This window comes from Alteromonas sp. 76-1 (genome assembly GCF_900654235.1).
In the GTDB taxonomy this organism is placed as follows: Bacteria; Pseudomonadota; Gammaproteobacteria; order Enterobacterales; family Alteromonadaceae; genus Alteromonas; species Alteromonas naphthalenivorans.
In genome coordinates this window covers 4,010,832-4,024,266 of the sequence record NZ_LR136958.1, presented here as the reverse complement: position 1 = coordinate 4,024,266, position 13,435 = coordinate 4,010,832, and the positions used below count along the sequence as shown (strand labels likewise).

General features: G+C 43.8%; 10 protein-coding genes. 6 read left to right on the top strand and 4 right to left on the bottom strand.

What is annotated here, in order from left to right; all coding sequences use genetic code 11:
• Positions 1–2: 2 nt before the first annotated feature.
• The gene (locus ALT761_RS17025) at positions 3–758 is read left to right on the top strand and encodes a TIGR04219 family outer membrane beta-barrel protein (protein WP_129740100.1); all 756 of its coding nucleotides are present in this window, start codon (positions 3–5) and stop codon (positions 756–758) included.
• Between the two features lie 78 nt (positions 759–836).
• Here ALT761_RS17025 and ALT761_RS17020 read toward each other — a convergent pair whose 3' ends face one another.
• Entirely contained in the window at positions 837–2,891 is a 2,055-nt protein-coding gene (locus ALT761_RS17020; RefSeq protein WP_129740099.1) for a TonB-dependent receptor plug domain-containing protein, read from the bottom strand.
• A 372-nt stretch (positions 2,892–3,263) separates the two neighbouring features.
• On the opposite strand from ALT761_RS17020, the gene ALT761_RS17015 reads away from it, so the two are divergent.
• Genes ALT761_RS17015 through ALT761_RS17005 form a run of 3 tightly spaced genes read left to right on the top strand, consistent with a single transcriptional unit; the run spans position 3,264 to position 7,547 of the window.
• Entirely contained in the window at positions 3,264–5,090 is a 1,827-nt protein-coding gene (locus ALT761_RS17015; RefSeq protein ID WP_129740098.1) for an assimilatory sulfite reductase (NADPH) flavoprotein subunit, read from the top strand.
• On the top strand, positions 5,090–6,808 hold the full coding sequence (gene cysI, locus ALT761_RS17010) for an assimilatory sulfite reductase (NADPH) hemoprotein subunit (protein WP_013782651.1): 1,719 nt from the start codon (positions 5,090–5,092) through the stop codon (positions 6,806–6,808). Before ALT761_RS17015 ends, cysI begins: the two co-directional genes overlap by 1 nt.
• Complete coding sequence (locus tag ALT761_RS17005) at positions 6,801–7,547, top strand: phosphoadenylyl-sulfate reductase (RefSeq protein WP_013782652.1); 747 nt, start codon at positions 6,801–6,803, stop codon at positions 7,545–7,547. Before cysI ends, ALT761_RS17005 begins: the two co-directional genes overlap by 8 nt.
• 80 nt (positions 7,548–7,627) lie before the next feature.
• On the opposite strand, the gene ALT761_RS17000 is transcribed toward ALT761_RS17005, so the two are convergent.
• Positions 7,628–8,539: a TIGR03899 family protein gene (locus ALT761_RS17000; RefSeq protein ID WP_129740097.1), complete on the bottom strand. Its 912-nt coding sequence runs from the start codon at positions 8,537–8,539 to the stop codon at positions 7,628–7,630.
• A 135-nt stretch (positions 8,540–8,674) separates the two neighbouring features.
• Between ALT761_RS17000 and ALT761_RS16995 the strand changes: the two genes are divergently transcribed.
• A complete protein-coding gene (locus ALT761_RS16995; RefSeq protein WP_129740096.1) occupies positions 8,675–10,909 on the top strand; it encodes a bifunctional diguanylate cyclase/phosphodiesterase in 2,235 nt (744 codons plus the stop codon).
• 4 nt (positions 10,910–10,913) lie between these two features.
• On the opposite strand, the gene ALT761_RS16990 is transcribed toward ALT761_RS16995, so the two are convergent.
• The gene (locus ALT761_RS16990) at positions 10,914–11,492 is read right to left on the bottom strand and encodes a uracil-DNA glycosylase family protein (RefSeq protein WP_129740095.1); all 579 of its coding nucleotides are present in this window, start codon (positions 11,490–11,492) and stop codon (positions 10,914–10,916) included.
• A 115-nt stretch (positions 11,493–11,607) separates the two neighbouring features.
• Between ALT761_RS16990 and ALT761_RS16985 the strand changes: the two genes are divergently transcribed.
• A complete protein-coding gene (locus tag ALT761_RS16985) occupies positions 11,608–11,922 on the top strand; it encodes a pyridine nucleotide transhydrogenase (RefSeq protein WP_013782656.1) in 315 nt (104 codons plus the stop codon).
• A 53-nt stretch (positions 11,923–11,975) separates the two neighbouring features.
• Here the strand turns inward: ALT761_RS16985 and sthA are convergent, their stop codons facing one another.
• Positions 11,976–13,403, bottom strand: a complete 1,428-nt coding sequence (gene sthA / locus ALT761_RS16980) for a Si-specific NAD(P)(+) transhydrogenase (RefSeq protein WP_129740094.1) — start codon at positions 13,401–13,403, stop codon at positions 11,976–11,978.
• Between the last annotated feature and the right edge of the window lie 32 nt (positions 13,404–13,435).

Sequence of the window (13,435 nt, the reverse complement as noted above, 5' to 3'; positions counted from 1 at the left end):
AAATGAAAAAGTGTCTATTGGCAACCCTAGTGGGTTGTGCTCTTTTCTCCGCATCTTCACATGCAGACACAATTGCAGGAGTGTACGCAGGTGCACAAGTTTGGCAGACGGATACAACAGGTGGTTTCGCCGATAGTTCGTCTACTGCTGATTTCAATTTTGATGATGAAACAAATACCGCGTTATACGTTGCATTTGAGCATCCGTTGCCATTTGTGCCTAACGTGAAGATAGGGCATACCACCCTTGATAACTCGGGCACGACTACGCTAAATACTAACTTTACCTTCGATGGCGATTTGTACACTGCCGATAGTCAAGTGGATACCATTGTTGAGTTAGACGCTACGGACATTATTTTGTATTACGAACTGTTTGATAACGATTTAATAAGCTTCGATGTAGGCTTAAATGCCAAGTATATCGACGGCGCGTTCTCAGTTTACGATACCGCTAGCGACACACAGGGCTCAGGTGATTTTTCTGGTGTTGTACCAATGCTGTATTCGAAAGTACAAGTAGGCTTGCCGTTTACGGGGTTAGCGGCTTACGCTGAAGGTAGCTACTTGTCGTTTGACGATCACGAACTAAGCGATTACCAAGTAGCAGTGACTTACTCATTTATAGAAAGTCTCGCGGTTGATATGACCCTTCAGGTGGGCTATCGCAAAGTGACGGTGGATATTGAAGATCTTGACGATATCTATGCAGATATGGAATTTGATGGCGCGTTTGCAGGGTTAGAAGTCCACTTCTAATTGTTGCCGACATCTATCTGATAAACAAAAAACCGACATGTGTCGGTTTTTTTGCTTTTTTATATTAGTACTATTGTACTAGTGGCCAAATTTAACTCTTATTCCTGCATTGGCAATGAAGCCATCGTTGCGAGACCATATATCAGTAGTCCACTGCCCACTAGCCGCTCGGCTAGGTAAAAGTAGAGGATGTTCGTCGGTTTGGCGCACATTCAATAGATTTTCTAAGTTGATGAAGTAGCTAATGCGGCCAAGGGTAATTTCTCCCATTAGTCCTAAATGCCAGTAAGGTTTGGTTTCATTTATATAGGGGTTGTCGTTCAAGCGCTGTACGCCGGTATAATAGGCTTCAAAACCGGTTCTAAAACTACCATGCTGCTCCCACATGGCAACAAAACCTGCTGAATGACGAGGGGTAAGTGCAATTTCTTGCCTACCTTCATTCGTTTGTGACACTTCACTAGCGTCAACATACAGGTAACTCGCGGTTAGCTTTACGTCGCGCCAGTAGTAGCGCACCAAAAACTCAGAACCACGAATTTTACTTTCACCCTCAGCATTTACCAACCTAACTCGGTCTAGCTGATTTGTTCCATTACTTGAAAAAGCTTCTAGCTGGGTAACATTATCAACGTTTGAGCCAAACAAGGTTAAGCTCGTTTCAATGTTACCTAACGTATAAGTCACATCAAGCGAGGCGGTTTCTGCATTTTCTTCTTCTAAATCTTCAATAGTGGCTAAGCGAGATAACCCCGCCGCTTCTATTTCTTCAACGAAGGGAGTGGGAGCAAAATAACCCTGACCATAAGACCCTCTTACCGTAATATCACCTGGACGATAAAGTAACGATACTCGAGGGCTGAACTGGGTGCCAAATTCGTTATGCTCGTCGACTCGTGCGCTAAGCGAGGTGGTGAGTATGTCAGTAAGTTCGTAGTCGAACTGAGTAAAGATACCAGGAACTTGATAATCGTAATCAAATTCTGGGTAGGTGTGCGAAGTGAAGACCTCTGACTGATAGGCAATGCCTACCACCCAATCACTTTTATCTGTGTAGCCAGATAAACTCGTTTCAGCTAAATAGCTCTCATGTTCATCATCGTCAAAGTCGTTTCCATAAGCATGCTCATGGTCTTGCAACATCGCCGACCCGCGAGCATTAAAAGTAAGTGTGTCTAATACGGGTTTGCTAAATACAAACCCGCCATCAATACGCTTTGAGTCTTGTGTTTGCGCGAACGCTTCTCCATTGGCAACAGTTGCACCCTCTAGCGTGCCACCTTCACGTTGTTCTGTCATGAAGCCTGTAGTGACATAAAGTGTTTCGTCATCTTCTCCTTCCCAAAAAAGGCGAGGGCGAGCGGTGTAGCGTTCATAACTTGCTAAGTCAATCCAGCCGTCACCATCGATATCTTGTTCATGTTGATAGTGCGCGCCTGCGGTAATTGACGCCTTTATTGAATCGTTAATGGGGGTTTCAAAATAAGTAGTAAGATCTTGGCCGTCTCTCGTGGTGGCATTAAGTAAGGTTTCGCCACTAAACGCATTGCCAGGTTGGCGAGAGACTAAATTAATAACACCGCCTAAGGCAGACCCACCGTAAAGGGAAGAGGCAGACCCTTTTATAATCTCGATGCGGCCCAAATCGGTAGGCGGTATTTGAAGTAGCCCAATAGAAGCAGCTTGGTTGCCATATAACGGTAAACCATCTGCAAGCAATTGAGTGTATCGCCCATATAAACCTTGCAGTCTAATATTGGCACTGCCTAAGGCGGGCGAGGTAGTTTGCATTCTAACGCCGCCAGTTTCAGCAACCAGCATAGAGATATTGCCCGGCCGCATTGCCGCTTTCTCTTCAATTTCTTCGCGGTTTATAAGTTCAACACGAATTGGTTGCTCATCGGCGATGCGTCCAGAGCGAGACGCTTGAATTAATATTTTTTCAACCTCATCGTGATGGTCTTCATGCTCTTGGTCATTGTGCGAGGAGTCTGCATGCTCATCTTTGTGCTCTTCTTGATTAGATTGCAAATCTGAATACTCAAATGTGTCGGCATGGCTAGATGAAATTGCGCTAAGAAAGAACAGAATGATTAACGAGGTGGTTGATCTAAAAAACGGAAGTTGGGACATAATGTAGCAATTAGAAAATTTGGTTGATTACAACATATTTCCACATGCTAGTCTTTGTGAATTTAAGCATAAAGCCCTTTATTTATTAATTGCTTAGGTGTTTTTTCTTTTCCTTCAGAAAGTTATCTTATACCTTAAAACTTACTTAAAACACTTTAGGTTTGTGCTTAATTTCAGGCGTTGATATCTAAAAATTCTTTAGGGAAGCTACCTAAAATCAACTTTACTGGTAGTGTTATCATCGAAAACAGCGTGTTTATACTCCAAAACACATCCTTAATCACTTTCAGTAATAAAAAAGTCTCATTTATTCTTTTCTCTTCTTGTAGAAAGCCGTTAGCCTTATGCCCATCGAATTAAGGCTAAAGAATTATGTCACAACAATCGAACAATCCATCGGCTACTGGTGCCGTACTAAACGAACAACAGTTCAATGCAATTACCCAATCGATATCTGGGTTAAACCGCGACCAACTGACTTGGATCAGTGGCTATGCTGCGGGTATGGCCGCTGCACAAGGCGGCGTCGTTGCGCCAACCACTGCCGGTGCAGTAGCACCAGCGCAGACTGATGCTCCCACGCTTACCATTTTATTCGGTTCACAAACCGGTAACGCGAAAGGTGTGGCTCAACAGTGTCAGGCAAAAGCGGAAGAAGCGGGCTTTAACTCAAAGTTAGTTAGCATGGCAGATTACAAGCCTCGTTCGCTTAAGGCTGAAACCCATGTTGCGCTTTTTGTTAGCACCCATGGTGAAGGCGATGCGCCAGATGATGCCATCGAGTTGCATGAGTTTGTTAGCGGTAAAAAAGCACCTAAGTTAAGCAACACTAAGTACGCGGTGTTAGGGTTAGGTGATAGTAGCTACGAATTCTTCTGCCAAACGGGCAAAGACTTCGATGAACGCTTAGGCAAGCTTGGTGGTACCGAGCTAGTGGCCCGTGCCGATTGCGATGTTGATTATGAAGCGCAAGCTGAGGCGTGGCTGAATGACTTAATCGCTTCTCTTAAAGATGACTTTACAGCGTCAGCGCCTGTTGCCCAAGCAGTGCAAACTGGCTCAGCCGTGCAAGGCGCACCTGAACAAGCGTATACCAAAAAAGCGCCGTTTACGGCAACCTTGCTTGATGCTCAAAAAATTACAGGTCGTGATTCAGTAAAAGACATTCGCCATATTGAAATTAGCCTTGAAGATTCTGGTATTACCTACAAAGCGGGTGATGCATTAGGCGTGTGGTTTAAAAACGCGCCAAGTCTTGTTGATGCGTTCATAGATACACTTTCTCTTGATGGCGATGTAGAAGTGAAGGTTGCTGATGCAACGCTGACGTTGCGAGAAGCATTAACCAGCAAGCTTGAGCTTACGCTTAGCTATCCTAACTTCATTAAAGCCTATCAAGCGGCTACCGGCTCTGAAAGCTTAGCCGCGATGATGGAAGATAAAGCAAAACTGCGCACTTATATGGCCGAGCGTCAGTTGATTGATATCGTGCGCGACCATCCGGGCAGCTTAACCGCGCAACAACTGGTAGAAGCGTTTCGACCGCTAACACCGCGCTTATACTCTATTGCGTCTAGCCAAACCGAAGTTGAAGACGAAGTTCACCTAACGGTAGCTCACGTAGACTATGAAGCCTTTGGTCATCGTCATCAAGGCGGGGCATCTGGTTTCTTATGTGAATATTTAGAAGAAAACGGTGAAGTAGACGTGTTTGTTGAAAACAACGATCACTTCCGTTTACCTGAAGATGGAAATACACCGGTTATCATGGTTGGCCCAGGTACGGGTATTGCCCCTTTCAGGGCCTTTATGCAAGAGCGTGATGCTCAAGAGGCTGAAGGTAAGAACTGGTTGTTCTTCGGTAATCCGCATTTCACACAAGACTTCTTGTATCAAGTGGAATGGCAAGGCTACGTGAAAGACGGCCTACTAGATAAGATTACTTTGGCTTTCTCTCGCGACCAAGAAGAGAAAGTTTATGTGCAACACCGTTTGCTTGAGCATGGTAAAGAAGTGTACGAATGGCTTCAGCAAGGTGCACATTTTTATGTGTGTGGCGATGCAACCTACATGGCCAAAGATGTGGAAAATGCACTGATTAGTATTGTGCAACAGTACGGCGAAAAATCAGAAGCCGATGCTAAAGCGTACTTAGTTGAATTACGCAAAGCGAAACGTTACCAGAAGGATGTCTATTAATGAGCAATGAAAAATCACCATTTATCGTTGAGGGCAAACTGGCTGACAACGAGCGCTTAAAGCGTGAAAGTAATAACTTACGCGGCACTATCGAAACCGATTTAAAAGACGATTTAACCGGTGGGTTCACGGCAGATAACTTCCAACTTATCCGCTTCCACGGTATGTATCAGCAAGACGACCGTGATATTCGCGCCGAGCGTGCTAAGCAAAAACTAGAGCCATTGCACAACGTAATGCTACGTGCCCGTTTACCGGGTGGCGTGATTACCCCTGACCAATGGTTAGCTATCGACAAATTTGCCGCCGATCACACTATGTACGGCAGTATTCGTCTTACTACGCGTCAAACATTCCAGTTTCACGGTGTATTGAAGCCGAAAATCAAGTCGATGCACCAAATGCTTAATAAAGCAGGAATCGACTCTATTGCCACCGCTGGTGACGTAAACCGAAACGTACTTTGCACCTCTAATCCGGTTGAGTCTGCCTTGCACGTTGAAGCATATGCATGGGCTAAGAAGATAAGCGAGCACTTACTTCCAAAAACCCGTGCTTATGCTGAAATTTGGTTAGACGGTGAAAGAGTGGAAACCACTGAAAAGCCAGTAGAGCCAATTTTAGGTGACAACTACTTACCTCGTAAGTTTAAAACTACCGTGGTTATCCCACCGCAAAACGATGTAGATGTTCACGCGAACGATCTTAACTTTGTGGCTATTGCTGAAAACGGCAAACTGATTGGTTTTAACGTACTGGTAGGCGGCGGCCTTGCCATGACGCATGGCGATAAGAGCACTTTCCCACGTAAAGCCAGTGACTTTGGTTTTATAGGTTTGGATGACACGTTAGCCGTTGCTGCCGCAGTAGTAACGACCCAGCGCGATTGGGGTAACCGTGTTAACCGTAAAAACGCTAAAACCAAATACACCCTAGAACGTGTGGGCGTAGATAACTTTAAAGCCGAAGTAGAGAAGCGTGCAGGCGTAACCTTTGGTGAAACACGTCCATATGAATTCACGACTCGTGGCGATAGCTTCGGTTGGGTTGAAGGTATTGACGGTAAATATCACTTAACGTTATTTATCGAAAACGGCCGAATTTTAGATTATCCAGGCAAAACCTTAAAAACAGGGTGTGCTGAAATTGCGAAAATTCATACCGGCGACTTCCGCTTAACCGCGAATCAAAACTTGATTGTTGCAGGTGTACCGGCAGAAGATAAAGAAAAAATTGAAGCCTTGGCGCGTGAGCATGGCCTTATCGCGCCAGAAACTTCAAACCAACGTCTTGATTCTATGGCCTGTGTTGCATTGCCAACTTGTCCATTAGCAATGGCAGAAGCAGAACGCTATTTGCCTGATGCGGTAACGGAACTTGAAGGCTTGCTAGCGAAGCATGGTTTAGCTGACGACAGTATTATTTTCCGCGTAACGGGGTGCCCGAATGGGTGTGGTCGTGCCATGTTGGCCGAAGTTGGTTTAGTGGGTAAAGGCCCAGGTAAATATAATTTCCATTTAGGTGGCGATCGCGAAGGAACCCGTATTCCTAAGATGTATCGCGAAAACATCAGTGAAGAAGAAATTATGGCCGAACTTGATTCATTAATTGGCAAGTGGGCGAAAGAGCGTAACGGTAACGAATCGTTCGGTGATTATGTTATTCGCGCTGAAATTGTCGCACCCGTTGTCGATTCAGCTAGAGACTTTTATGAGTAATTCGACGCTACTTAATAGCAGTCCGCTAACACTTGATATCAGCAAGGAAGCCCTTGCCGATATCAATGTTGAACTGGAAGCAATGAGTGCTCAAGCCCGCGTTGAGTGGGCGCTTGAAAACTTACCTGACAGTCACATTGTGTCATCAAGCTTTGGTGCTCAATCTGCGGTTATGCTTCACATGCTTACTCAAGCTAAGCCAGATATCCCTGTGGTACTAACGGATACTGGTTATTTGTTTCCTGAAACCTACAAGTTTATTGATGAGCTGAAAAACGCGTTGAATTTGAACTTGCACGTGTACAACGCAGATATTTCATCTGCGTGGCAGGAAGCGAGATTTGGACGGTTATGGGAACAAGGTGTTGAAGGCATAGAACAGTACAACCGAATGAACAAGGTTGAACCTATGCAACGTGCCTTAAAAGAGCTTAATGCTGGAACATGGTTTGCGGGTTTACGCCGCAGTCAATCTGATACCCGCGGCAAGTTACCTGTGCTTCAAAAGGTAGGTAGTCAGTTTAAGCTTTATCCTATTATTGATTGGAGCAACAAAGACCTGCACTACTACCTCAAAGAACATGGTTTGTCGTACCATCCTTTGTGGGACGAAGGTTATGTGTCTATTGGCGATTGGCATACCACGCAGTCATTGCAAGAAGGCATGAGTGAGCAAGATACTCGTTTCTTCGGGCTCAAGCGAGAGTGTGGTTTGCACGAGTTTGGTGACGGTATTTAAGCTGTCACCCGCTCGCCTAGCATACAGGAATCGCTAGATGAAAAAGCAGGCCTGATATAAGGCCGCGCTAATACAACGGGTTAATGAATATTGAAGACTTCGCTTAATACGTTCTTAAGAGCTGATAGGTAAGCTGGGTTTTGTTTTCTCGGTACGAGCTTATAAAGCTCGCCGCCTACCGCGGTAAACTTAAAATACACTAAGGCCACACCTGGCTGCTTACTTTCTAACGTGAATTGCTCGGCACCACAGCGCCATCTCGTTTGTTGGCCTTCTGCATATTCACCGCTTTCTATCTCGCTAGCATAAAGTAGCTTCATATCTTGAAGGGCCAGCAAATCGGGGTAGGAAAGGCCGACAGAGGCTAAGTTGAGCTGTTCCGGCACCGCACGCTTGAAAAATGACAGTATGCCTTTTTTTCTATGAAAGCCCACTAATATACGAGGGATAGTATCGTGTTGCCGTCTACTGGCTATACTGACGGCTTTCGCAAAGACTTTAGCGTCTCTGTGAGTAAGCAGTTTTAGCATTTGCAAACTGCGAAGAGAAAAGCTGCCTGGTTTACTTACCTCTACGGCAAAAATTTTGCCCCAAAGCTCCTGCATTCCTGGGCTGTGAATTTCTTCTGCCATGTTGCTGAAGGCAAAAAACCAATCTGGATCAAGTCCATCGTTTTCTGATTCGGTTATGTTGACATTTAGTGCTATATTTAAAACAGCTTGGAGATTTGCAGCTTTTTGTAATTCAATTATCTGCTTTCTTCGTTCTAACGTGTTGCGTTGGCTTTTAGGATCTTTCGCCATTGAAGGAGAAATGCCGACACGAGAGAACCAAGAGAGTATCTTTTGCCGTACAAAATGCGTCGGTGTATCTTGTTGTACATTTAGAGTCGCACTTTGGTTTGGATTGTCGTTACGGCTAGCCGGCGATGGTTCAGTAGGGCGCTTGGTTTTAGGAAGTGAACTAGTATAAGGATCAGGGGTTATCTTCATTTTAATATGTAGATTGCCATTCAAAGCATGAACAATAGGTTACCACTATTGCATTGCAGTATCGATTTAGCAATTCTGATAAACAGCATACAACAAAAAAGTATGTATGAATCAGTGACGAGGGTTTAAGCAGTTATGTCGGCAACGGATTACGATAACGATGAACTTATCTTCTTAGATGATGATGGAAGTTCTGATATCGATACTACTTTTTATAAAGAATGGAATATTCTTATCGTCGATGACGATGAGGAAATTCACACCGTTACGCGACTCGCACTCTCCGACCTTATTGTTAATGATAGAAAACTAAATTTCCTTCATGCTTATTCGGCAAAAGAAGCCAAAACACTGCTGCACGATTACGGTAAAACGATAGCTATCATTTTATTGGATGTTGTCATGGAAACTGATGACGCCGGTTTCGATGTAGTGCGTTATATCCGAGAATCCATGGGGCTAACCGAACCACGTATCGTTTTAAGAACAGGGCAACCTGGTTATGCACCTGAAGAAGAGGTGATTAAGCTTTACGACATTAACGATTACAAAACAAAGACTGAGCTGACCCGCGCTAAACTGATGACCACGGTTATCTCTTCTCTGCGCTCTTATCAGCAAATAATGACAATAAATCAAAACCGCGTTGGTTTAGAAAAAATCATCACATCGTCGGCCAATTTATTTGAAGAGCATTCGGTAAAAGGGTTTTGCGAAGGAGTGGTTACTCAAATTAGCTCATTGATTGGATTAGATGCCGAGGGTCTTGTTTGTGCTAGAGCTGGTTCGGTTCTCGATAAAGACGATAACGGTGTTTATGTCTTAGGGGCAGCTGGCGAATATGCCTCTTTTATTAATGAATCTATCGATAGTATCAATAACAGCGAAATTGCCGAGCAAGTAGGTCGCTGTCTTCGCCTTAAACGTCATATTTTCGAATCTGATTCATCTGTGCTGTATATAAACCGTTCCGGGTTTGAAGCGGCAGTTTACGTGAATATGGTAAGTGAAATTACTAACCTAGATAAAAATTTGTTAGAAGTGTTTTTATCCAGTATTTCGGTAGGCTATGAAAACGTAAACTTGTTTCATCAATTAAGAAATGCTGCCTTTAGGGATTGGCTAACGCGACTTCCGAACCGTAATGAATTTATCAATATGCTCGATAAACCGCATATCTTTGCATGCGAAAATTGTTCAGTCGCGCTTATTGATGTAAACCACTTTTCAGATATTAACGATGGTTTAGGGCAAGAAGCTGGTAATGAACTATTGCGTGCTATTAGTGACAGGTTTAAAGCGTGCTTCGATGAATCAGTAAAAATCGGGCGTATTGGTGCGGATGTATTTGGCCTTATTGGCCCTTCAGATGCGGTTAACCCAGACAATATTAATTCATTGTTTCAATCGTCGTTTAAAGTCAGTGATCATACTTTGCCAGTCAACGTGACGATGGGGCTATGCCAGCTTGATGACAAACGAAATATTGGCTTAGAAATATTAAAGCGCATTAACATTGCCTTAAATCGCGCGAAAAAGAATATAAGCGATAACTTCGAGTATTTTGCTAAAGATATTGAAGACAAAACTACGTGGCGCCTAGAAATGATCCGTCGTTTGCGTAGTGACTTCATGGCACGAAAGTTAGAGCTATGGTTCCAACCGCAAGTAGATTTGGTCAGTGAAAAAGTCGTTGGCATGGAAGGTTTGCTACGTTGGCCTGATGGGAACAACGGCTATATTTCCCCCGCTGTATTTGTACCTCTAGCTGAGTATTCAGGTCTTATAGTTGATATTGGTGAGTGGGTTATTGAAGAAGCCTGTCATCGATTGAAAGATTTAAAAGAAGCAAACTTCGGTGACTTGAGGGTAGCAGTAAATATATCAATGCCTCAGTTTAGAGATAGGTCGTTTGTTAATAAAGTGCTTGGCACTATTAGTACATCTAAATGCGATCCAAGTTTACTCGAGTTAGAAATAACAGAAAGTGTGGTGATGGATGAACCGCAAATTGTGATAGATGCCCTTAGAACGTTAAAAGAGCATGGTGTTGCCATAGCAATAGACGACTTCGGTACGGGGTTTTCGTCTATGAGTTACTTGCAGCAACTTCCGTTAGACAGGCTTAAAGTAGATCGCTCGTTTATTCGTGATATTGAACCCGGTAAAAGCGCCGTGCTTGCTGAAACTATTGTGACCTTAGGAAACAAACTAGGGCTACTCACTATTGCTGAAGGGATTGAAACTAAAGAGCAAGCTGAGTATATGATTGAATTGGGATGTAACGAAGCGCAAGGCTTCTTCTACGCTAAACCCATGCCATTTAATGAATTGATGGATTACCTTGTGTCCCAAAAAGACGCGAACTAACGTTTCACACAAGTAGGGGTGTTAAGCGCGCTACCACGTGGGGTAAATATTCAGTTTCAAACCAAGGGTGCTGTGCAAGCCAGCGGTTGTTTCTACCAGACGGGTGGGGCAGCACAGCAAACTTCTCATCACAATTGTTCTTTATAGCGTCTGTTAATGTTCGGTACTTAGGTAAGTAGTATTGCTGAGCATATCTACCTACAAGTAGAACTAATTCTGGTTGAATGGCGTGTAACATTTTTTCGTGCCAAGTGGGCGCGCATTCTTTTCTAGGCGGCGCATCGGCCCCGTTTTTATAGCCTGGAAAGCAAAACCCCATAGGCATAATGGCTAATTTGTTTTCATCATAAAACGTTGTAGTATCGATGTGTAGCCACTGCCTTAGTCTTTCACCACTTTTATCGCTGAAGGCTTTTGTGTTTTGATGTGCGATCAGGCCGGGCGCTTGACCAATTAGCACAACCTTTGCCTGTGGGCCAATTGAAAAAATTGGGTTCACGCCATAGGGAAGGTGTTCAACACACAATGAACACTGTTTCGCTTCTTTTACTAAATCCTCAAAAATAATTGTCGAATTTCTCATAATATTTCACTTTGTAATATTGCTGTCATATTTGCGTGATCCGATTTGACATTAAAACGTATATACATTATTATTGGATCATCGCAGTAATGAACTGCTGAACAGGAGAAAAACCATGCGTAAAGTAGTACTAGGATTAACCTTAATGTCCGTCTTTGGTATTGCGCATGCGGGCTCTGGCGAAAACCAGCTTTTCGATTGTATGGACGCAAAATCGTTCGAATTGAATAATGAATGTATAGCTGAGAACATCAACAACAACATTCATTTCCGTGATGCACAAACTGATTTGGTTAATGTTGCCAGCGAAAGTCTTGGAGACTACGCCACTGCAACAATGACATTTGACCAAGAAAAGATGCAGATCGATATCGTAGCACATAGAGATGCGCTTTCAGCGCTAAATACTCTGGCTGCCAACCGAGATTAATCGCACTAAAAAAAACCGGCCCCACGTGCCGGTTTTTTTGTGCCCAAAATTCCTTAAAATATCCTATTTAGTCCATTTATTGCTGCTACGCGATAAGCTTCGGCCATGGTGGGGTAATTAAAGGTTGTATTAACAAAGTAGTCGATGGTATTTCCTTCGCCTTTTTGCTGCATAATCGCCTGCCCAATGTGCACAATCTCAGATGCACGCTCTCCAAAACAATGAATGCCTAAAACTTTCTTCGTTTCTCTGTGAAACAGAATTTTTAAGCTACCCACCTGTGTTGATGCAATCTGCGCACGAGCCAAATGCTTAAACTGGGCTCTACCTACTTCGTAAGGCACTTTTGCGGCGGTAAGCTCTTGTTCTGTTTTACCCACCGAACTAATTTCTGGAATGGTATAAATGCCAGTGGGAATATCTGCTACCAATGCGGTATGTGTCGTTGCTCCGAGCATTGCCTCTGCGGCAAATCGTCCTTGATTATACGCAGCCGATGCTAAGCTTGGGTAACCAATAACATCACCTACAGCGAAGATATTATCTACTTGAGTTTGGTATTTCTCATTCACGCTAAGCTGGCCGCGATTATCCGCTTTTATGCCAACAGCATCTAAGCCCAACATGTCAGTGTTACCGGTGCGACCATTGGCAAACAATAAGCAATCAGCTTTCATTCGTTTACCAGACTCTAAGTTCAACACTACGCTGTCTTCTTTACCGTCCACCGACTTATAGGTTTCGTTATGCCTAATAAGTACGCCGTTGTTCCAAAGGTGGTAACTTAGCGCATCTGAAATTTCGGTATCAAGGAAAGACAGAAGTCTGTCTCGCATATTCACGAGGTCGACTTTTACGCCCATGCCGCGAAAGATACTGGCATATTCCGATCCAATAACCCCAGCGCCGTAAATAATGATGGATTTAGGATCGTGATCAAGAGATAAAATCGTGTCGGAGTTATAAATGCGAGGGTGATTAAAATCGATGTCGGGTGGCGTGTAAGGGCGAGAGCCAGTAGCGATAGCAATCTGTGCTGCGGTTAAAATATCTTTCGAACCATCATCACGGACAATTTGTAAGGTGTTGGCATCAATAAAACTAGCTTCTCCATGATACAGAGTGACTCTATTTCTATCGTAAAACGAAGAACGCAAACGGGTCTGGCTATTCACTACACCGCTAGCATGACGCATTATTTCTGCAAATGTGAGGCTTCTGCTTACATGGTTATCAGCAAAAAGTGGCGAACTATTATATTCAATTAAGCGGCTTACTGAATGCCTTAACGCTTTAGATGGAATGGTGCCCCAATGCGTACACCCACCTCCCACGGCTTCGTACCTTTCTACTACGGCGACTTTTTTGCCAGCTTTAGCCAACTGCATGGCTACACCTTCGCCTCCAGGTCCTGTACCTATAACAATGGCATCGTATTGGTAAGAAGGGGTTGCTGGTTTATCTTTTTGCTTTGTCGCCATAACTACATCCTATTTTTTAAGTGGCCGCGCTT

Excerpts from the sequence above, each read along its gene's own strand:
- ALT761_RS17025 (WP_129740100.1), top strand. The coding sequence starts at position 3 with ATGAAAAAGTGTCTATTGGCAACCCTAGTGGGTTGTGCTCTTTTCTCC.
- ALT761_RS17020 (WP_129740099.1), bottom strand. The coding sequence starts at position 2,891 with ATGTCCCAACTTCCGTTTTTTAGATCAACCACCTCGTTAATCATTCTG.
- ALT761_RS17015 (WP_129740098.1), top strand. The coding sequence starts at position 3,264 with ATGTCACAACAATCGAACAATCCATCGGCTACTGGTGCCGTACTAAAC.
- cysI (WP_013782651.1), top strand. The coding sequence starts at position 5,090 with ATGAGCAATGAAAAATCACCATTTATCGTTGAGGGCAAACTGGCTGAC.
- ALT761_RS17005 (WP_013782652.1), top strand. The coding sequence starts at position 6,801 with ATGAGTAATTCGACGCTACTTAATAGCAGTCCGCTAACACTTGATATC.
- ALT761_RS17000 (WP_129740097.1), bottom strand. The coding sequence starts at position 8,539 with ATGAAGATAACCCCTGATCCTTATACTAGTTCACTTCCTAAAACCAAG.
- ALT761_RS16995 (WP_129740096.1), top strand. The coding sequence starts at position 8,675 with ATGTCGGCAACGGATTACGATAACGATGAACTTATCTTCTTAGATGAT.
- ALT761_RS16990 (WP_129740095.1), bottom strand. The coding sequence starts at position 11,492 with ATGAGAAATTCGACAATTATTTTTGAGGATTTAGTAAAAGAAGCGAAA.
- ALT761_RS16985 (WP_013782656.1), top strand. The coding sequence starts at position 11,608 with ATGCGTAAAGTAGTACTAGGATTAACCTTAATGTCCGTCTTTGGTATT.
- sthA (WP_129740094.1), bottom strand. The coding sequence starts at position 13,403 with ATGGCGACAAAGCAAAAAGATAAACCAGCAACCCCTTCTTACCAATAC.